Here is a 19,641-nt window from a genome sequence, read left to right as displayed (position 1 = left end):
AATAAATGAGAAAAATATTTTTATGTACCCTTACAGCTTTAGTTGCATTTTCAACATTAAAAGCACAAGAACAACCAAATCCAATAACAACAGCTGCGCCTTTCCTATTAATAGCCCCAGACGCAAGATCGGGAGGTATGGGAGATATAGGAGCTGCTACTTCAACTGATGCGTTTTCTCAACATTGGAATCCTTCAAAATTGGCATTTGCACCAGCACAGTTTTCTGTAGGAGTTTTTTATACGCCTTGGTTAAAAGAATTGACAAACGATGTTTTTTTAGGTGGATTTACATTTTCTAACAGAATAAACGATAGAAGTGCTTGGGGGGCAAGTTTAAATTATTTTAATTTAGGTCAAATAGATTTGACAGATAATATTGGGCAACCAATTGGTACTGAAAAGTTAAATGAATTTTCTTTAGACGGATCTTATTCTCTAAAATTAAGTGAAACGTATTCAATGGGAGTTGCATTGCGTTATATTCGCTCAGATTTAGGTATAGAGTCGGCTAACTCAGATATAAATGCAGTAAATACATTTACAGTAGATATTTCAGGATATTATCAATCTGACGAAGAAAATTATGGTGATTTTAATGGAGTTTGGAGAGCAGGGTTTAATATATCTAATATCGGTCCTAAGGTTTCTTATTCAAATGATAGTGAAGAGAATTTTATGCCTACTAATTTAAAGCTAGGTGGAGGGTTTGATTTTATTTTAGATAACTATAATAAAATTACACTTAATGCAGAGTTTAACAAATTACTAGTTCCTACACCAAGTGTATCTGTAAATGATGATGGTGAACCACCTTACGTTCAAAAAGATATTAGTTTCTTTAGTGGAATGTTTGTCTCGTTTGCAGATGCTCCAGGCGGATTTGAAGAAGAAATGCAAGAAGTAACTTGGGCATTAGGAGCTGAATATATGTACGATGATTCGTTTGCGTTAAGAGCAGGATACTTTCACGAAAGTGAAATGAAAGGAGCTCGACAATTTTTTACCATAGGAGCAGGTTTTAAATTTAAAAGTGCAAAATTAGATGTTTCATATTTATTCAATGCTTCAGACGTAAACAATCCTTTAGAAAATACCTTACGATTTGCAATTGCTTTTGATTTTGGTGAAATATTTGAAATATACTAAACCTACTTGCTAATGAAAAAAGTTACGCTAAAAACTGAAATTGAGGTTTTCGATTCTGTTGAAGAGCTTTCAGAATCTTCTAATTTACTTATGAAAAAGGCTATTGAAGCTAAAGCTACAGCTTATGCTCCTTATTCAAAATTTAAAGTAGGAGCAGCTTTCTTGTTAGATAACGATGTAATTGTAACAGGTAATAATCAAGAAAATGCAGCATATCCTTCAGGAATATGTGCTGAACGTGTTGCTATTTGGAAAGCAGCGTCTGATTATCCAAACACAAAAATACTAGCTTTAGCAATTACAGCCAGTTCATCTTCGCAAATTACAAGTGAGCCTGTTGCTCCTTGTGGGGCTTGTAGGCAATCTCTTTTTGAATATGAGATAAAACAAAAAGAAGCAATTGAAGTATATTTTATGGGAGAAATAGGGAAGGTAATTAAAACAAATTCGATACTAGATTTACTTCCTATAGCTTTTGATAAGTCTTTTTTGTAAATTCAATCTATGAAGAAAGATATTGAAAATAGAGAAGATATTTATCTGCTTGTTAAAACTTTTTATATGAAGTTAATGAGCGATGATTTAATGATTCCTTTTTTCGAAGATTTTAAAAATCCGACACATTTAGAAACCCATTTGCAGACACTTGTAGACTTTTGGGATAATATTCTCTTTTATTCAGGTGGGTATCGTAAAAATGCAATGCAGCCTCACCTTAAAATGCAACAACAAAAACCTTTTACAGAAGCACACTTTAGTCATTGGTTATCAAGCTTTAATAATTCTGTAGATGAATTGTTTGAAGGAGATAATTCACACGCGGCTAAGTCACGAGCACTTTCAATAGCCACCGTAATGAAAATTAAAATATTTGAGCAAAATAATTAAAATATTTTTACCTTTGCACCTTACTTTTTAAATAATGAATGTACACTCAAAAATTACCGGTACAGGAAGTTTTATTCCGTCCGTTGTTAAAAAAAACGAAGACTTTTTAAACGAAACTTTTTTAAATGAAGATGGTAGCCCTTTTGAACAAGATAATGGAGTTATTATTGAAAAATTTAAAGCAATTACGGGTATTGAGGAAAGGCGTTATGCAACTCCAGATTTAAATTCATCAGACTTAGGTTTTTTTGCTTCAGAAAAAGCAATTAAAGATGCAGGAATTGATAAAGAAGAGTTGGATTATATAATAGTTGCACACAATTTTGGGGATGTTAAAAGTGGTTCTATACAAAGTGATATGTTGCCAAGTTTAGCGTCTAGAATAAAATTTAGATTAGGAATTAAAAACTCTAATTGTGTAGCGTATGACATTTTATTTGGTTGCCCAGGTTGGGTACAAGGAGTTATTCAGGCTGAAGCATTTATCAAGGCTGGTATTGCTAAAAAATGCTTGGTAATTGGTACTGAAACACTTTCACGTGTTGTTGATAAATATGATAGAGATTCAATGATTTTTGCTGATGGAGCAGGAGCTTGTATTGTTGAAGCTGAAGAAGGAAGTACTGATAAAGGTATTTTAAGCCATGCTACTGTTACTGATGTAATGGATGAATGCTATTATTTGTATTCTGGAAAGTCTTTTAAAGAGGATTCCGATTCTAATGTACATTACATTAAAATGTTAGGGCGTAAAATTTATGAGTATAGCCTAACAAATGTTCCTTTAGCTATGAAAACCGCACTAGATAAAAGTGGAGTTGACATTACTGATGTAAAAAAGATTTTTATCCATCAAGCTAATGAAAAAATGGATGAACAAATTATAAAACGTTTTTTCCGTTTGTATAAAACGAAAGTTCCTGTAGGAGTAATGCCTATGAGTATCTATAAATTAGGAAATAGCTCTGTTGCTACAGTGCCTACTTTATTTGATATGGTTAAACGTGGCGAAATGGAAAATCAAGAAGTTAATAAAGGAGACGTTGTTATTTTTGCTTCAGTTGGAGCAGGAATGAATATAAATGCAATAGTTTACAGATACTAGCATTTCCTTTTTAATATATAGCTAAGAAAGACCTCAGTAAGAGGTCTTTTTTTTATTTTAATATTTCTGCGCAAATTAAAGAGAAGATGAATTTAGTACGTGTAATTGATTCTTTTCATAAATTAGGTTCTAATAAGAGAATTTAAAATGTAATAATTTTTTATACAGAAGAACCATTTTTATGTTTTAAAAACTTTAATCATCATATTAATTTGATATTTTAGCAAAAAAGATAGTAAATGAATTACGTTGAACACGTTGGGAAGTACTTTTTAATGCTTAAGCAAGTTTTTAAAAAGCCTCAAAAATGGAAGGTCTTTAGAGAAATGTTGTTTAGAGAAATTGAAGATTTAGGACTTAAATCATTAGGGATTGTAATGTTTATTTCTTTCTTTGTTGGTGGTGTTGTTGCTATACAAACAGCACTAAGTGTTGAGAGTCCATTTATTCCGAAATACCTGATTGGGTTTGCAACAAAACGATCTGTAATTCTTGAATTTGCACCAACCTTTATGTCAGTTATTTTGGCAGGTAAAGTAGGTTCGTATATTACATCAAGCATTGGAACCATGCGCGTAACTGAACAAATTGATGCGCTGGAGGTTATGGGTATAAATTCATTAAACTATTTAGTGTTGCCTAAAATAATAGCAGTCTTATTTTTTTACCCACTGTTAATTTTGTTAGCGATGTTTTTAGGAATTTACGGAGGTTATGTTGCAGGTTCTATAACCGATATGTTTTTTACAGAAGATTATGTTTATGGTATTCAGTTAGATTTTAATCCGTTTTTTGTGCAATATGCAATGATTAAGACAGTTATTTTTGCTTTTGTAATTGCAACCATTCCATCTTATCACGGGTACTATGTAAAAGGAGGCTCATTGGAAGTAGGGCGGGCAAGTACACAGGCAGTTGTTTGGACAAGTATTGTAATAATTTTGTTGAATTATTTTTTAACTCAAATGCTTTTAGGATAAATGATAACAGTTACAGACTTATATAAAAAATTTAACGGTACACCAGTTTTAAAAGGGATTTCAGCAACTTTTGAAAAAGGTGAAACAAGTATGATTATTGGAACAAGCGGCTCAGGTAAAACGGTGTTTCTAAAGTGTTTGTTAGGATTGCATTTGCCTGAAGAAGGTACTATTTCTTTTGATGGTAGAATACATTCTAATTTAAGCATAAAACAGCATAGACAATTACGTCAAGAAATTGGTATGGTTTTTCAAGGAGGTGCATTGTATGATTCTTTAACAGTTGAAGAAAATGTAATGTTTCCTTTAAAAATGTTTACTAACAATACATATACTGAAATGTTGAAACGTGTAAACTTTGTGTTAAATAGAGTGAACTTGTACGATGCAAATAAAAAATTTCCGGCACAATTATCAGGTGGAATGCAAAAAAGAGTTGCTATTGCAAGAGCAATTGTAATGAATCCTAAATACCTTTTTTGTGATGAACCAAATTCAGGTTTAGATCCAGTTACTGCAACAGTAATAGATAATTTAATAAAGGAAATAACTTCGGAATATCAAATTACAACTGTAATAAATTCTCATGATATGAATTCTGTGATGGAAATTGGTGAAAAAATAATTTTTTTACAAAATGGAGTAAAAGCTTGGGAAGGGAGCAATAAAGAGATATTTAAAACTGAGAATGAGGCAATTGTAAATTTCGTATATTCTTCTAATTTATTTAAGAAAGTTAGAGAAGCATATTTAAATGAAATTAAATAGTAAATTTGTTTGGATGTTTGAAAAAAATAGATATCTTTGCAGCCGCTAAAAAGGAATACAATGACCTGGTAGCTCAGTTGGTAGAGCACCTCCCTTTTAAGGAGGTGGTCCTGGGTTCGAGCCCCAGCCAGGTCACATAAAACTTCTCGACTTAGAGAAGTTTTAATTTTTTTTAGTAATGGTGAGATACTCAAGTGGCCAACGAGGGCAGACTGTAAATCTGCTGCGCAAGCTTCGAAGGTTCGAATCCTTCTCTCACCACAAAGTCCTAGATTTTTAAGTTTAGGACTTTTTTTTACGAATAAATTAAAATGTTTAATCAATTAACATTTGAGTTAAACAAAAAAATGTATATTTGCTTAAAAATAAACTTTATTATGAAAAAACTATGCTGTTTTTTATTGTTAATTGTTACCGTATCTACCATTAATGCTCAAGATTTGGGTGTTATAAGAGGTAAAGTTATCGATGCTCAAACAAGAGAGGCTTTGCCTTTTGTGAACATACTAATTTTAGGTACAAATACAGGAGTTATTTCTGATGAGAGTGGAAATTTCTTAATTAACAATTCGCCTTTGGGGTATATGAAGTTACAGGCTTCATTTATTGGCTACCAAACGGTTGTTTCAGAAGATTATTTGGTGACCTTAGAAAAATCACCTTATATTATATTTCAAATGAATGTTGATAATGAACAATTAGAGGAAGTTGTAATACAGAGTAAGCTTTTTAGAAAACCTGTAGAAAATCCACTATCATATCAGTCTATTGGAATTGCTGAAATTGAAAAAAATCCAGGTGGTGATCGAGATATCTTGAAAGTGATACAATCTTTTCCAGGTGTTGCTTCAAATCCAGGTTTTAGAAATGATATCATTATTCGTGGTGGTTCGCCTGCAGAAAATAAGTTTTATTTAGACGGAGTTGAAGTTCCTGTTATAAATCATTTTCAAACACAAGGTTCTACAGGTGGTCCTGTTGGAATTATAAATGCCGATTTAATTAGAAAAGCCGATTTTTATTCAAGTGCATTTAGTGCAAATAGAGGAAATGCATTGAGTTCTATAATTGAGTTCACTATGAAGGAAGGAAACCCCGAAAAATTAGACATTAGAGCTACTTTGGGTACTTCTGATGCAGGAATTACTGCAGATGGTCATATTGGAGAGAAAACAACTTTTATTGCCTCTGTGCGTCAATCTTACCTAAGTGGATTGTTTCGACTTCTGAAATTACCATTTTTGCCTACTTACAACGACTTTCAATTAAATGTAAAGCATAAGTTTGATGATAAAAACGAATTATCTTTAATTGGTTTAGGGGCTATTGATAAGTTTAAGTTAAACGAAGATGTAAATGATGGTATTACAGATGAAGATGATTTAAAAAGAAACAATTATATTTTAAGCAATATTCCTGTTCAAAATCAATGGAATTATACGGTGGGATTGTCCTATAAACACTATGGAGAAAAATCAACACAGCAAATTGTTTTAAGTAGAAACGAATGGGATAATGTTGCTGATAAGTATGAAGATAATACTGGGAATTCTGAAGACTTACTATTGAAGTATTCATCAAGAGAAACAGAAAATAAACTACGTTACGAGAACTTTTCAACTTTAAAAAATAACTATAAGTTAAATTTTGGTGTAGGATTGGAGCAGGTGAAATATTACAATGCAACCTACCAAAAGTTTGCAAATTCTTCAGGAGTTGAAATCATAGATTTTTCTTCAAACTTATCATTGTTTAAATATGGAATATTCGGTCAAATATCAAAAGCTTATTTCAACTCAAAATTAAACGTTTCGTTTGGAGTTCGTTTTGATGGAGTTGATTATGATGATGAAATGTCTAATTTATTTAAGCAGTTTTCTCCAAGACTTTCTTTGGCTTATGCTTTAACAGAAAAATGGGCTGTAAATGCTTCCGCAGGAATTTACAATCAATTGCCTTCTTATACCGTAATGGGATATAGAGATAATGATGGCGTTTTAGTAAACAAAGAAAATGGTTTAGAATATATTACTGCTGAGCATTTGGTAGCTGGTTTAGAGTTTAAACCCAACACAAGTTCAAAAGTAACTTTAGAGGGGTTTTATAAAGGTTATAATAATTACCCTTTTTCGGTAGAAAATCAAATTAGTTTAGCCAATTTAGGTGCTGGTTTTGGTGTAGTAGGAAATGAAGAGGTTACATCCACTTCAGAAGGAAGGGCTTATGGTTTTGAGGTATTATTGCAGAAAAAATCGTACAGTGGATTGTATGGAATTTTGTCGTACACTTTTGTTAGAAGCGAGTTTAAAGATTTAAACAATGAGTACATTCCTTCAAGTTGGGATAATAGAAATTTATTAACAGCAACTGGAGGAAAAAAGTTCAATAAAAATTGGGAATTGGGTGCTAAATTTAGATTAGTTGGTGGGCGGCCATATACGCCTTATGATTATGAAGCTTCTGCTGATATTGCAAATTACAATGTGAATAATAGTGGTATTTTAGATTATAGTGAATTAAATACATTGCGTTTTGATTTATTTCACCAGTTAGATATAAGAGTAGATAAAACCTGGTATTGGAAACATTTTTCTTTAAACCTGTACTTAGATATTCAAAATATATTAGGTTCTGAAAATCAAGAACAAGGATTCTTAACTCCACTAACAGATGCAGATGGAAATGCGTTAATAGACCCTTCAGATCCTTCAAAATATTTGTTAGAAGAAGTTGAAAATACCTCAGGTACTGTATTGCCTAAAATTGGTGTTATTATGGATTTTTAGTGACTACCAGCGTATCTAAATTTAAACGAGTTTTCAACCATTTTTCTAATTGTAATTGTTGCAATTTAGTATCAGGAATTGAGTCGTACCAAGTAGTGTTAAAAACAGTAATTGTATCTACGTGTTGAAAATTTGTTTTAATTAACTTAGAATAACTTATTTCAGCCAAGCCAGTATAATTAATTCGTGCTTCTTTGCTAATTTGTAGAAATGGAACTTCATTTTCATAAAATTTCGATATTTCTGATTCTAAGAGTTTAATTTTTATTTCTTTTTCTTTAAGATCTTCATCACGCGTATTAATTAATTTTTGATTTTGAGCATATAAATCGGTTAAATTTCTCACCTCATTTCTTAGGTCAGAATCATCTACTCCTTGTTGAAATTCAAGTTTTGTTCCTTTTAGTCCATACTCAGGGAGTCTTGAATTCCAGTTTTCTATTTCGTTATAAGTAAGTTTATGGCCATAAATAAATATGGTTATTGTATTATTCTTATAATCAATATTTTCAGCTTTTTCATCAATAATACTAATTCCGTTACTTTTAATATCATTTATTAATAATTGTGCAGCTTGTTGAAATTGATTTTGTTTAAATAAGTTAAAAAACATATAAATACTACCAGCAAAAACAATTAAAGCAACAAAAGAGGCCATACTTGCAATTCTTTTTCTTTTAGCAGAATTAATGTATCTTACCATTGGAAATCGCAAGAATTTGACAATTACAAAGGTTGCTAAAGCTATAAAAATAGTGTTAATTGTAAATAAAAACATAGCGCCTCCAAAATAGGCTAAATTCCAAGTAGCTAATCCGTAACCAGCTGTACAAAGAGGAGGCATTAAAGCCGTTGCAATTGCTACACCTGCAATGGTATTCGTTTGTTTACTTCTTCTGCTAATGGCTATAATTAAAGCTAAGCCACCCGCAATAGCAATAAAAACATCCCTAACATCAGGAGCTGTTCTGGCTAAAAGTTCAGGAGTTTCATTTCTGAATAAGGGGATTAAAAAGAACGTAAATGATGTAGCTAAACTCAACCCAATCATAACTCCTAAATTAATTAAAGAGCGCTTTAAGGTGTCAATATCATTAATTCCAATTGAGAGTCCAATTCCAAGAATTGGCCCCATTAGGGGAGATATAAGCATCGCTCCAATTACAACAGCAGTAGAACTTACATTTAAACCAATTGATGCAATTAATATCGAAAAAACCAATACCCACGCTGTGTGACCTTTCATTGAGATATTTTCTTTAATATCCTCAATAGTACCTTTTTTATCGGTATCTGATCGAATATCTAATAATTCAAATAAAAACTGTTTGATGCTTGCAAAAATAAATTTAGCATCACTAGCAGGTGTTGGGTTGTAATCCGGATTATTTTCAGTTTGGTTGTTTTTAGTTTCTTCCATAGGTAATTAATACAAATTGTTGGTAATTGGCATCACTTTGAATTTTATCACAAGATAAACAATTTTTGTAAGTTATTGAAGTAGTATTACTTCTGCATTTTGATTGAATAAATAGGTTTTTTTGCTGTTTAATTCAATACATTCAATTCTGGTTCTTCTAGTATTACCTTTTTTATAAGTTTTATTATTATACATAAATAAACTTCCGTGCGCTATTTCAACCATAATAGTTGTATTAGATGCTGTATCAAACTGTTTTAGTGCGTAGGTTAAATGTACATCAGAACCTGTGCTGGCTTTCGGATTTTTTAAATAGTTAGCTAAGTAAGGTAATAGTTCTTCAGGAAAAATAGATGGCTGTAAAAAAGGCAACATTAAATGTTGAAAACTTCGTTTCCACTCAATTCCATGTGGTTTTACTCTTTTGTGTTTTTTGAAGGTTGTAAAATGTGCAATTTCGTGAATAAGTGTCAATAAAAACTGATACTGATTTAAACTGTTGTTAATTGTAATTTGAGTTTTACCAGTATGCATTATTTTGAAATCTCCATGTTTAGTAGCCCTTTTGTTTACTATTTTTATAGTAATAGGATGTTCTGCAAGTATTTCAAAAACTAATTTTACTGAATTTTCAGGAATGTATTGAGAAAGCGTTTTACTCATTTATTAAGGTGTACTTGAAGATACTTCTAAAATTTTTCCGTTGTAAAATTTATTTCCTGTAAGTGCAAAATTATAAATGTATTCGGCCATTTCAATTGCTGAAACTGGTGCTTTATACCCAGGAAACGCTTCGTTCAACATTTCAGTTTGTACAGCGCCTAAAGCAAGTGCATTAAAAGAAATTCCTTGTTCTTTGTATTCTTCAGCAAGCATTTCAGTAAGTGTTAATAAAGCGCCTTTTGATGAGCTATACGCTGCAAGTCCTGGAAATTTCATGCTTCCTTGAACACCTCCAATACTGCTAATATTTACAATATGACTTCCTTCTTTAAAGAAGGGAAGTAGTTGTTTGGTTAGTTCAGCAACGGCAAAAACATTTACTTGGTAAACTTCCATAAAATCTTTAGTAGAAAGTTCTTCAAAAGGTTTGTTAATTAGCTTACCAGCATTGTTAATTAAAATATCTACAGTTTTCCAATTCTTAGCAATAAAAGCAGTTACTTTTTGCAAATCGGCATCATTAGATAAATCAACCGAAAGCGTTGAAACATTTTTAAGCGCTAACTTATTTAAAGGTTCAGAATTTCTTGATAATGCTAAAACATTGCAATTGTTTTTTGCGAAAAGCTGTGTTAGTTCAAAACCAATTCCTCGACTTGTTCCTGTGATTATAATGTTTTTCATAAGTTATTTTTCAAAAATGATATGTTGGTAAGCTCCAATATCTGCAGGAGAAGTTCTTGTAACTCCTAAAATATCAGTTGGTACTTTAGCACTTCCGTCTAAATTTGCTTTTTCAATTCCGTCAGATGCTTCACCAATTATAAATTCGTTGTTTTTGGTCGATTTAAAATCTGCTTCTCCGTTTAAAATTATTTCAGAATAATGACTGGTATCTTCAAAATCGTACTCAGGAATTCCTTCATAAGAATTGGTGAAATCATTAAATTTCAATAGGATATTTTTAAAATTGTAATTAAATATAGCTCCTTCAACCTTATTTAAAATTAATTCAATATTATTATTTCCATCAATAATGCAATTGGTAAAATTTGCTTCGTATAAATTTCGAGTTTCAATAATTTCTTGTCCGTTTTCAACATATGAGAAGAAATTATTAATCAAAACACTAGGGTATTGGCGTATACTGTTGTTCCAAAAATTAACAAATGTTGAATGTGTAAAATTATAAGTTCCGCCAATTGTACAGGCTAAAGAAACTTGTCCTGAGTTGTTAATTACCACATTTTCACCTTCAATATTTGTTTCTCTAGCTAAAATTCCAAAATTAGAACTGTTGTAAATTTGGGTGTTTTTAATAGTCAAAGTAGGCGAATTGTTGTTTCCAATAGAATCTATAATTATTCCTGCGGAAGCATTTTTAATAATAGCATGGTTTATACTGTGATTTTTACTGCCTGCACGTAACCAAATAGCACCCCATTGTCCTGGGGTATCACTAAATATTGGTTCTAATCGGTCTCCTTCAATAAGAACTTCATTGTTAACTTCACCATTAATTAGTAGCGTAGCATTTTTATCAACTATTAAACCTGAGTTAGAATGAAAATAAATTTTAGCACCAGCATCAACAGTTAATGTTTTATTAGAAGGAACCCCGCAATAACCATAAATAACATAGGGTTTTTCGTTTGTAAAAGTAGTATTGTCTTCTAAGTAAAATCCGTTCACATTTATTTCTTCACCTTCAGCATCAATACCAATTGTAATGATTTCAATAATATTGTTAGCGTCTTTTGAAGGGAATAAAAAATGAGCGTCTTGCACAAGTGTTACCAGTTTTACATCTTGTAAGTAACCACCGCCACTAAATACAATGGAATCTGTGTAAATAGGATCTGGAATTTCATTGTAATCTATTGTAGTTTCAATAAAAATAAAAATGCTGTCTTTGGCTAAAACTTCAATATTTTCAAATTTTTTTCCCGGATTTCCATCTACATTTAAGCGATAAAATGAATTTTGACCTCTTCCTAATGCAATACTAGGAATCGATATGTCCTCATTACTTTTATTATACACCTTTAAATTATAGGTGCTTGAGCCAATATTTGTAAAAACAGTGTCTAAATAAACCGTGTCTTTAGAAAATGAAACTTCACCTGAACTTAGTTCTTCAGAAAAATCTTTTCTACACGAAGAAAAAAAGATGAGAACAGTGAAAATAATAAAAATGGAGAGGTTACGCATTCAGTTGTTTTTGTAAATATAAAAAATAGTTAAAGAACATTATTTTTTAATCAATTCAATTTCATATAATTTGCTCCAGTGTTTTCCTGTAACAAATAGTCTGTTATTTTCTTTATCAAAAGCAATTCCGTTTAAAACATCATCGCTGTCATCTAAAGCTTGCTCTTTTTCAATTAATTCTTTTAGCGAATTTAAATTGGCAACGCCTTCAACTTTACCGTTTGTAGGATTTATGATTAAGATTGAATTCAACTGCCAACGGTTGGCATAAATTTTTCCGTTAATGTATTCAAGCTCATTTAATTTTTCAACTTTTTGTTTGTTGGTATAGGCTTCAATATAACTTTCTTCAATTAAAGTTTTAGGATTTAAAAACCAAATACGCTCTGTGCCGTCAGTTTTTATAAGTTTTTCACCATTATGAGTTAAGCCCCAACCTTCACGACTTTTAGTGTATTTAAATTCGTTTTCTTTTTCAAAAGTATCTAAATTGTACACAAAGCCAATACCACTTTGCCAAGTTAACTGGTATAATTTATTGTTGAAAATAGTAATACCTTCTCCAAAATATTTTTCATCTATATCTTTTTGTTGTACAACTTTTCCAGTTTCTAATTCAACTTTTCTAATAGACGATTCACCTCTTTGACCAGTTCCTTCATATAAAAATCCATTGTAATATTCTAAGCCTTGTGTATAGGCATCTTTATCGTGTGGATAGGTGTTTATAATTTTATAGGTATAAATTTCAGGTGCGGTATCAGCCATAATATAAATAGGCTTTGTCACTTTTTTAGTTTTACTTTCATAAAAAACAATAGCTGTAACGGTATGTTTGCCTAATTTATAATCGGCAACCTTTAAAGTTGCTGAATTATTAGTACTTTTAATTTTTTTGTTACCAATAGAAAATTGAACCGAGTCAATAGCTTTATTTCCTTTTTCTGAAATAGAAACAGTAAGTTCTTGGTTAGATTGAACGCTTTTAGGAGTGTTTAATATAAATTTGTATTCACTTTTACACGAGGATATTATAAAAAGAATTACTGCAAAACCTATAAATGATTTGTATGACATAATCTTAAACTGCTTTTTTTTAAATTTTATGTAAATAAACTAAAATATTTGTTTGAAGTTTCAAAAATATGGTTAAATTTGCAGTCTTAAAAATAAAAACAGAATTAAAACGAGTTCAAAATGAAAAAAGGTATACACCCAGAAAATTATAGAATGGTAGCATTCAAAGATATGTCAAACGACGATGTGTTTTTAACTCGTTCAACAGTAAATACTAAAGAAACTTTAGATGTAGATGGTGTTGAATATCCTTTAGTAAAATTAGAGATTTCAAGAACTTCACATCCTTTTTACACTGGTAAAACTAAGTTAATTGATACTGCAGGACGTATTGACAAGTTCAAAACTAAATATGCTAAATTTAAAAAGTAATATTTTAGTTTACAATATTAAAAACCTTCATAGCAATATGAAGGTTTTTTTATGCTTAAAATTTGGGCGTTTCCCTACGGGTCAGGCTTTCCGCTAAATCTTTTTCTTTTGTTCCACTTTGTTTCACAGCTAAAAAAGGATACCGCTGCAATCCTTAACGCAAAATGTTCACGAGATATAACCAACCCTAACAGGTTTTTGAAACCTGTAGGGTTAGAAAAATTAAGGCATTAAAAAAGCCCATTGTAATAAACAATGGGCTTTTAAATTTATGTATTTTAAACTATGCAATCATAGTTACTGGATTTTCAATATACTGTTTTAAAGTATTCATAAAAGCAGCACCAATAGCACCATCAATAGTTCTATGGTCACAAGCTAAAGTTAATGTCATTACATTTCCAACAACAATTTCTCCATTTTTAACAACAGGCTTTTGTTTGATTCCTCCAACTGATAAAATAGCTGAATTTGGTTGGTTAATGATAGATGTAAAGTGATCTACACCAAACATACCTAAGTTAGAAACCGTAAAAGTAGATCCAGACATTTCATCTGGAGTTAATTTTTTGTTTTTCGCTTTGATTGCTAATTCTTTTACTTCAGCACCAATTTGAGTTAAACTTTTAGTGTCTGTAAAAGGAATTACAGGAACTAACAATCCATCTTCAATAGCAACAGCCACACCAATAGAGATATGGTTGTTATAAATGGTGTGTTCGTTTGTCCATTCAGTATTCACTTGTGGATGTAATTTTAATGCCATAGCACAAGCTTTTACAACCAAATCATTAAATGAAATTTTTGTATCAGGAATAGCGTTGATTACTTTTCTAGAAGCAATAGCGTTGTCCATGTCAATATCCATGGTCACCGTAAAGTTTACAGCTGTAGTTTGAGAATTGTCAAGAGCTTTCACAATTGCTTTACGCATTTGAGAATTCTTTACTTCAGTTTTGCTAATTTCTCCAGTAGGAGCAGCAATAACAGTTGCAGCAGCAGGAGCAGTTTCAACTACAGGATTGTAATTTTCAATATCTATTTTCACAATTCTTCCACCTTCACCAGTACCAACTACTTTTGCTAAGTTGATTCCTTTTTCTTCAGCCAAAGCTTTCGCAAGAGGAGAGGCAATGATACGCCCATTTTCAGAATTAATTGCACTTACTCTTTTTGTAGCCGTAGCTGTAGTGTTTGTATTGTTTGCGGTAGTTGTAGCTTTTGGAGCTTCCTTTACAGCGGCAGGTTCTTCAGTAGCCTTTTTTTCAACAGCAGGTGTCACAGCAGCAGGACCAAATCCAGCCACAACTGCAGTTACGTCAGTTCCAGCTTCACCAATAATTGCTAATAAAGAATCTACAGGAGCGTTTTCACCTTCTTGTAAACCTACGTATAATAATGTTCCTTCGTTAAAAGATTCAAACTCCATTGTAGCTTTGTCAGTTTCAATTTCTGCAAGAATATCTCCTTCTTCAACTTTATCGCCTACTTTTTTCAACCAAGATGCTACAGTTCCGTCAGTCATAGTATCACTTAAACGAGGCATTGTAACAATGGTAATATTTTCTGGAACTACAAAAGCTTCTTCAGTAGTAGGTGCAGCTTCAGCAGGAGCAGCAGTTTCTTCAGCAACAGGTACTGCTGTTTCTTCGCTTGCAGTTGTTTCTGGAGCACCTCCAGCTAACAATGCTGATATGTCTTCACCTTCTTCACCAATAATGGCTAATAAGCTATCAACAGGAGCAGTTTGACCTACTTCTAAACCAATATGTAATAAGTAACCTTCGTTAAAAGATTCAAATTCCATAGTTGCTTTGTCAGTTTCAATTTGAGCAAGAATATCTCCTTCTTCAATTTTATCACCTACTTTTTTTAACCACTCAGCTACAACTCCTTCAGTCATTGTATCGCTTAATCGGGGCATTGTAATTATTTCTGCCATTTTTATCTATGTTTTAAAAAAGGATAATCTTCTTGTTCGTACACCATATCATATAATTGCTGTTTCTCTGGGAATGGAGATTCTTCTGCAAATTTTTGACATTCTAACACTTTCGATTTCACTTCAGCATCCCACTCTTTCACTTCATCTTCAGAAGCATATTTTTTCTTATAGATAATGTCTAGAACTTGTGAAATAGGGTCGATTTTTTTGTATTCATCAACTTCATTTTTCGTTCTATATTTTTGAGCATCACTCATAGAGTGCCCTCTATATCTATAGGTTTTAATATCTAATAATGTTGGTCCGTCACCTCTTCTTGCACGTTCAATAGCTTCGTGCATTGCTTCAGCAACTTTCATAGGATTCATTCCATCAACTGGTCCACAAGGCATTTCATACCCCAAACCTAGTTTCCAAATTTCATCATGGTTTGCAGTTCTTTCTACTGAAGTTCCCATTGCGTATCCATTGTTTTCACAAATAAATACCACTGGTAATTTCCAGTTGATTGCCATGTTAAAAGTTTCATGCAAAGAACCTTGACGGGCAGCACCATCACCAAAATAGGTTAGGGTTACACCATCTCTATTAAAATACTTATCAGCAAATGCCAATCCAGCACCTAAAGGAATTTGTCCTCCTACAATACCATGACCGCCATAAAAATTATGTTCTGGAGAAAAAATATGCATTGAACCACCCATACCTTTAGATGTTCCAGTTACTTTTCCTAATAACTCGGCCATAATTCTTTTTGGATCAACTCCTAAACCAATTGGTTGAACGTGATTACGGTAAGCTGTAATCATTTTATCGTTTTCTCCCATTGCATGCAAAGCACCTGCAAGTACAGCCTCTTGACCGTTGTACAAATGCAGAAAACCTCTAACTTTTTGTTGAATGTAAAGAGCAGCTAATTTGTCTTCAAACTTTCTCCAAAAAAGCATGTCTTTATACCAATTGATATAAGTTTGTTTCGTGAATTTTTTCATTTATTTAGTGTAATAATAGATTATTTCGAAGCGCAAAAATACGACTTTACTAAGAAGTATAAAAATTATGGTAAATATTTTTTACTTTAAAGCCTTTTTGAGATGTTATTCTTAAAAATAAAATAGTTTTGTTGAAGTAATTTAATTAAAAACTACTTTAAAATGAGGAAATTATAAATTGAGGTTTTAATTTTTTCTATAAAATAAAAAATCCCGAGTTAAATCGGGACTTTTTTAGTATTGGTATGTGTTTTTAGAGACTAAATTAGTCCATATAATCTTCAATAGGGTTACAAGAGCAAATTAAATTTCGATCTCCATAAGCATCATCAACTCTTCTTACCGAAGGCCAAAATTTATTCTCTTTTATGTATGGTAAAGGGAACGCTGCATGTTGACGAGTATAAGGAAGATTCCATTCGTCAGCAGTTAGCATTTCTTCAGTATGAGGTGCGTTTTTTAAAGCAGTATTTAAGTCGCCATTTTCCATAGCATCAATTTCACTTTTAATACTAATTAATGCATCACAAAAACGATCTAATTCTTCTTTGTTTTCGCTTTCAGTAGGCTCAATCATTAAAGTTCCGGCAACAGGGAATGATACTGTAGGTGCGTGGTAACCATAATCCATTAAACGCTTGGCTACATCAGTAACTTCAACGCCATAGGCTTTAAAGGCTCTAAAATCTACAATCATTTCATGGGCTGCAAATCCGTTTTCACCAGTATATAAAATATCATACGATTTTTCTAAACGCGCTTTTATGTAGTTTGCATTTAAAATTGCTTTTATGGTTGAATCTTTCAATCCGTGTGCACCTAACATTTTAATATAACTATATGAAATTAATAACACCAAAGCAGAACCCCAAGGAGCAGATGAAATTGCTGTAATTGGAGTTTCTCCACCTGTTGGAATTATTGGGTTCGAAGGTAAAAATGGCGCTAAATGTTTTACAACACAAATTGGTCCAACACCAGGTCCTCCACCACCGTGAGGAATTGCAAATGTTTTATGTAAGTTTAAGTGGCAAACATCGGCGCCAATTGTAGCAGGATTGGTCAATCCAACCTGTGCATTCATATTTGCACCATCCATATAAACTTGTCCGCCACGTTCGTGAATAATCTCGGTAATTTCTTTAATTGTACTTTCAAAAACTCCGTGTGTAGAAGGGTAAGTAACCATTAAAGCAGCTAAATTATCTTTGTGTAATTCAGCTTTTTCTCTTAAATCATTTACATCAATATTTCCTTCTGAAGTAGATTTTGTTACTACAACTTTCATTCCGGCCATTACTGCAGAAGCAGGATTTGTTCCGTGAGCAGAAGCAGGAATTAAACAAATATTCCGATGATGATTTCCTTGAGATTCGTGATATGCTTTAATTACCATTAAACCGGCATATTCACCTTGTGCTCCAGAATTTGGTTGTAATGATGTTGCGTAAAAACCTGTAATTTCGTTTAAAGCATTTTCTAAACCAACAAAAACATCTTGGTATCCTTGCGCTTGTTCAATAGGTACAAATGGGTGCATATTTCCCCAGTTTGGAGAACTTAAAGGTAACATTTCTGATGCTGCATTTAATTTCATAGTACAAGAACCTAAAGAAATCATAGAATGATTTAGCGATAAATCTTTACGTTCTAATTTTTTAATATAACGCATCATTTCAGTTTCTGAATGGTATTTATCAAAAACTTCATTCACCATAAAATTAGATGTACGTTTTAATTCTGCAGGAAGTTCACTTTTAACAAGTTCAGATAAAACAACCGTTTCTTTACCTTCAGCTTCAGCTAAAATTGAAAGAATTTCATTAACATCATCAAATGTTGTAGTTTGATTGATTGAAATACTAACTTGATTTGTAGTTGGGTAAAAGAAATTCACACCTTTACTTTCTGCTATTTCTTTCACTTTTGAAGTGTTAGTAACTTCAACCGTTAAAGTATCAAAATAAGTACAATTTAGTTGTGTTAAGCCTAATTTTGTAAGTCCGCTGTTTAATGTAGTAGCTAAATTCTGAATATTTTTAGCAATATATGTCAATCCTTTTGGACCGTGATAAACACCATACATACCAGCCATAACAGCTAACAAAACTTGAGCAGTACAAATATTTGAAGTTGCCTTTTCGCGTTTAATATGTTGCTCACGTGTTTGTAAAGCCATACGTAAGGCGCGGTTTCCATCTTTGTCTTGTGTAACACCAATTATTCGCCCTGGAATATTACGCTTGTAAGCTTCCTTGGTTGCAAAATATGCTGCGTGTGGGCCACCGTAACCCATTGGGATTCCAAAGCGTTGTGTGGTTCCAACAACAACATCAGCACCCCATTCACCCGGAGGTGTTAATAAAGTTAAACTTAACAAATCTGCAGCTACAGCAACTCTGGCTTCAACAGCTGCAGCTTTTTCTACAAAACTTTTATAATTGTGTACCTGACCGTTTTTTGAAGGATATTGTAAAATAGCTCCATAAACGTTCTCTGTAAATTCAAATTTTAAATGATTTCCAAAAACCAATTCAATTCCTAATGGAATTGCTCTTGTTTTTAAAATATCAATGGTTTGAGGTAAAATTTCTTCTGAAACAAAAAATTGTACAGCATTTATTTTTTTCTGAGCTCTAGAGCGTGTGTTAAACAACATAATCATTGCTTCAGCAGCAGCAGTTCCTTCGTCTAATAACGATGCATTTGCTAACTCCATTCCTGTTAATTCAGTAACCATTGTTTGGTAATTTAACAGCGCTTCTAAACGACCTTGAGCAATTTCAGCCTGATAAGGAGTGTAGGCAGTATACCATCCCGGATTTTCTAAAATATTACGTTGAATAACACCTGGAAGTATGGTTGGGTGGTAGCCTAAACCAATATAGTTTTTAAAGAGTTTGTTTTTATTTGATAACTCTAAAATATGACTAGCATATTCAAACTCACTCAATTCTTTTGGCAAGTTTAAATCATTTTTTAATCTAATATCCGCAGGAATTGTTTTATCAATTAATTCGTTTATTGAAGCAACTCCAATAGTTTTGATCATTTCTTTAACGCCGTTTTCACGTGGTCCTACGTGTCTTAAAACAAAAGAGTCTGTTCTCATTTTTTATAATTAGTATATAAAGTTTATGGAACGCAAAAATACTTAAAAAGCAACTAGTCAATTACTATTTTTAATACTAATTATAATATTTTGTTAACCATTATTTTATTGAATATTCAAATAGTACATTTGTGTAATGCAATTTTTAAAGAAAATTATTGATTTCTATATTTT

General features: G+C 32.0%; 16 protein-coding genes and 2 tRNA genes. 10 read left to right on the top strand and 8 right to left on the bottom strand.

What is annotated here, in order from left to right; all coding sequences use genetic code 11:
• Window positions 1-5 precede the first annotated feature (5 nt).
• The 9 genes from porV to CHB67_RS09080 all read left to right on the top strand — a co-directional run bounded on the left by porV (window position 6) and on the right by CHB67_RS09080 (window position 7,675).
• On the top strand, window positions 6-1,148 hold the full coding sequence (gene porV / locus CHB67_RS09120; protein WP_089381449.1) for a type IX secretion system outer membrane channel protein PorV: 1,143 nt from the start codon (window positions 6-8) through the stop codon (window positions 1,146-1,148).
• A 12-nt stretch (window positions 1,149-1,160) separates the two neighbouring features.
• Window positions 1,161-1,643 carry a cytidine deaminase gene (gene cdd / locus CHB67_RS09115; RefSeq protein WP_089381448.1) on the top strand — a complete coding sequence of 161 codons (483 nt, stop codon included), beginning with the start codon at window positions 1,161-1,163 and terminating at the stop codon, window positions 1,641-1,643.
• A 9-nt stretch (window positions 1,644-1,652) separates the two neighbouring features.
• Entirely contained in the window at window positions 1,653-2,036 is a 384-nt protein-coding gene (locus CHB67_RS09110) for a group III truncated hemoglobin (protein WP_089381447.1), read from the top strand.
• A 34-nt stretch (window positions 2,037-2,070) separates the two neighbouring features.
• On the top strand, window positions 2,071-3,141 hold the full coding sequence (locus CHB67_RS09105; protein ID WP_089381446.1) for a 3-oxoacyl-ACP synthase III family protein: 1,071 nt from the start codon (window positions 2,071-2,073) through the stop codon (window positions 3,139-3,141).
• Window positions 3,142-3,380: 239 nt separating this feature from the next.
• Window positions 3,381-4,121, top strand: a complete 741-nt coding sequence (locus tag CHB67_RS09100) for an MlaE family ABC transporter permease (protein WP_089381445.1) — start codon at window positions 3,381-3,383, stop codon at window positions 4,119-4,121.
• A complete protein-coding gene (locus CHB67_RS09095) occupies window positions 4,122-4,889 on the top strand; it encodes an ABC transporter ATP-binding protein (protein ID WP_089381444.1) in 768 nt (255 codons plus the stop codon).
• A gap of 62 nt (window positions 4,890-4,951) precedes the next feature.
• A tRNA-Lys gene (locus tag CHB67_RS09090) sits at window positions 4,952-5,024 on the top strand.
• Window positions 5,025-5,069: 45 nt separating this feature from the next.
• Window positions 5,070-5,150 (top strand) — tRNA-Tyr (locus CHB67_RS09085).
• Between the two features lie 116 nt (window positions 5,151-5,266).
• Window positions 5,267-7,675 carry a TonB-dependent receptor gene (locus CHB67_RS09080; protein WP_176461246.1) on the top strand — a complete coding sequence of 803 codons (2,409 nt, stop codon included), beginning with the start codon at window positions 5,267-5,269 and terminating at the stop codon, window positions 7,673-7,675.
• Here CHB67_RS09080 and CHB67_RS09075 read toward each other — a convergent pair.
• The 5 genes from CHB67_RS09075 to CHB67_RS09055 form a co-directional block, all read right to left on the bottom strand.
• Window positions 7,662-9,095, bottom strand: coding sequence for a DUF389 domain-containing protein (locus tag CHB67_RS09075; RefSeq protein WP_089381442.1), 1,434 nt, complete (start codon window positions 9,093-9,095; stop codon window positions 7,662-7,664). The genes CHB67_RS09080 and CHB67_RS09075 overlap by 14 nt on opposite strands.
• Window positions 9,096-9,167: 72 nt before the next feature.
• Window positions 9,168-9,758: a SprT-like domain-containing protein gene (locus tag CHB67_RS09070; RefSeq protein ID WP_089381441.1), complete on the bottom strand. Its 591-nt coding sequence runs from the start codon at window positions 9,756-9,758 to the stop codon at window positions 9,168-9,170.
• A 3-nt stretch (window positions 9,759-9,761) separates the two neighbouring features.
• Complete coding sequence (locus tag CHB67_RS09065; protein WP_089381440.1) at window positions 9,762-10,442, bottom strand: SDR family NAD(P)-dependent oxidoreductase; 681 nt, start codon at window positions 10,440-10,442, stop codon at window positions 9,762-9,764.
• A 3-nt stretch (window positions 10,443-10,445) separates the two neighbouring features.
• Window positions 10,446-11,969 (bottom strand): hypothetical protein, encoded by a 1,524-nt coding sequence (locus tag CHB67_RS09060; RefSeq protein ID WP_089381439.1) that lies wholly within the window; start codon window positions 11,967-11,969, stop codon window positions 10,446-10,448.
• A gap of 39 nt (window positions 11,970-12,008) precedes the next feature.
• The gene (locus tag CHB67_RS09055; protein ID WP_089381438.1) at window positions 12,009-13,046 is read right to left on the bottom strand and encodes a glutaminyl-peptide cyclotransferase; all 1,038 of its coding nucleotides are present in this window, start codon (window positions 13,044-13,046) and stop codon (window positions 12,009-12,011) included.
• A 120-nt stretch (window positions 13,047-13,166) separates the two neighbouring features.
• Between CHB67_RS09055 and CHB67_RS09050 the strand changes: the two genes are divergently transcribed.
• On the top strand, window positions 13,167-13,418 hold the full coding sequence (locus tag CHB67_RS09050) for a type B 50S ribosomal protein L31 (protein ID WP_089381437.1): 252 nt from the start codon (window positions 13,167-13,169) through the stop codon (window positions 13,416-13,418).
• 283 nt (window positions 13,419-13,701) lie between these two features.
• Here the strand turns inward: CHB67_RS09050 and CHB67_RS09045 are convergent, their stop codons facing one another.
• The 3 genes from CHB67_RS09045 to gcvP form a co-directional block, all read right to left on the bottom strand.
• Entirely contained in the window at window positions 13,702-15,360 is a 1,659-nt protein-coding gene (locus CHB67_RS09045; protein WP_089381436.1) for a dihydrolipoamide acetyltransferase family protein, read from the bottom strand.
• A gap of 2 nt (window positions 15,361-15,362) precedes the next feature.
• Window positions 15,363-16,355: a pyruvate dehydrogenase (acetyl-transferring) E1 component subunit alpha gene (pdhA, locus tag CHB67_RS09040; RefSeq protein WP_089381435.1), complete on the bottom strand. Its 993-nt coding sequence runs from the start codon at window positions 16,353-16,355 to the stop codon at window positions 15,363-15,365.
• 265 nt (window positions 16,356-16,620) lie between these two features.
• A complete protein-coding gene (gene gcvP / locus CHB67_RS09035; protein ID WP_089381434.1) occupies window positions 16,621-19,467 on the bottom strand; it encodes an aminomethyl-transferring glycine dehydrogenase in 2,847 nt (948 codons plus the stop codon).
• Window positions 19,468-19,641: the final 174 nt, after the last annotated feature.

Origin of the sequence: Lutibacter agarilyticus, assembly GCF_900188235.1 — a bacterium.
GTDB classification, from domain to species: domain Bacteria; phylum Bacteroidota; class Bacteroidia; order Flavobacteriales; family Flavobacteriaceae; genus Lutibacter; species Lutibacter agarilyticus.
Note: the sequence above shows the minus strand (reverse complement) of the source record. Positions and strands in the feature narration are given on the sequence as shown.

What these genes read in the sequence shown, in the direction of transcription:
- CHB67_RS09110 (WP_089381447.1), top strand. Translation starts at nt 1,653, where the DNA reads ATGAAGAAAGATATTGAAAATAGAGAAGATATTTATCTGCTTGTTAAA.
- CHB67_RS09095 (WP_089381444.1), top strand. Translation starts at nt 4,122, where the DNA reads ATGATAACAGTTACAGACTTATATAAAAAATTTAACGGTACACCAGTT.
- CHB67_RS09075 (WP_089381442.1), bottom strand. Translation starts at nt 9,095, where the DNA reads ATGGAAGAAACTAAAAACAACCAAACTGAAAATAATCCGGATTACAAC.
- CHB67_RS09055 (WP_089381438.1), bottom strand. Translation starts at nt 13,046, where the DNA reads ATGTCATACAAATCATTTATAGGTTTTGCAGTAATTCTTTTTATAATA.
- CHB67_RS09060 (WP_089381439.1), bottom strand. Translation starts at nt 11,969, where the DNA reads ATGCGTAACCTCTCCATTTTTATTATTTTCACTGTTCTCATCTTTTTT.
- CHB67_RS09080 (WP_176461246.1), top strand. Translation starts at nt 5,267, where the DNA reads ATGAAAAAACTATGCTGTTTTTTATTGTTAATTGTTACCGTATCTACC.
- gcvP (WP_089381434.1), bottom strand. Translation starts at nt 19,467, where the DNA reads ATGAGAACAGACTCTTTTGTTTTAAGACACGTAGGACCACGTGAAAAC.
- CHB67_RS09065 (WP_089381440.1), bottom strand. Translation starts at nt 10,442, where the DNA reads ATGAAAAACATTATAATCACAGGAACAAGTCGAGGAATTGGTTTTGAA.
- cdd (WP_089381448.1), top strand. Translation starts at nt 1,161, where the DNA reads ATGAAAAAAGTTACGCTAAAAACTGAAATTGAGGTTTTCGATTCTGTT.
- CHB67_RS09105 (WP_089381446.1), top strand. Translation starts at nt 2,071, where the DNA reads ATGAATGTACACTCAAAAATTACCGGTACAGGAAGTTTTATTCCGTCC.
- CHB67_RS09045 (WP_089381436.1), bottom strand. Translation starts at nt 15,360, where the DNA reads ATGGCAGAAATAATTACAATGCCCCGATTAAGCGATACAATGACTGAA.
- pdhA (WP_089381435.1), bottom strand. Translation starts at nt 16,355, where the DNA reads ATGAAAAAATTCACGAAACAAACTTATATCAATTGGTATAAAGACATG.
- CHB67_RS09070 (WP_089381441.1), bottom strand. Translation starts at nt 9,758, where the DNA reads ATGAGTAAAACGCTTTCTCAATACATTCCTGAAAATTCAGTAAAATTA.
- CHB67_RS09050 (WP_089381437.1), top strand. Translation starts at nt 13,167, where the DNA reads ATGAAAAAAGGTATACACCCAGAAAATTATAGAATGGTAGCATTCAAA.
- porV (WP_089381449.1), top strand. Translation starts at nt 6, where the DNA reads ATGAGAAAAATATTTTTATGTACCCTTACAGCTTTAGTTGCATTTTCA.
- CHB67_RS09100 (WP_089381445.1), top strand. Translation starts at nt 3,381, where the DNA reads ATGAATTACGTTGAACACGTTGGGAAGTACTTTTTAATGCTTAAGCAA.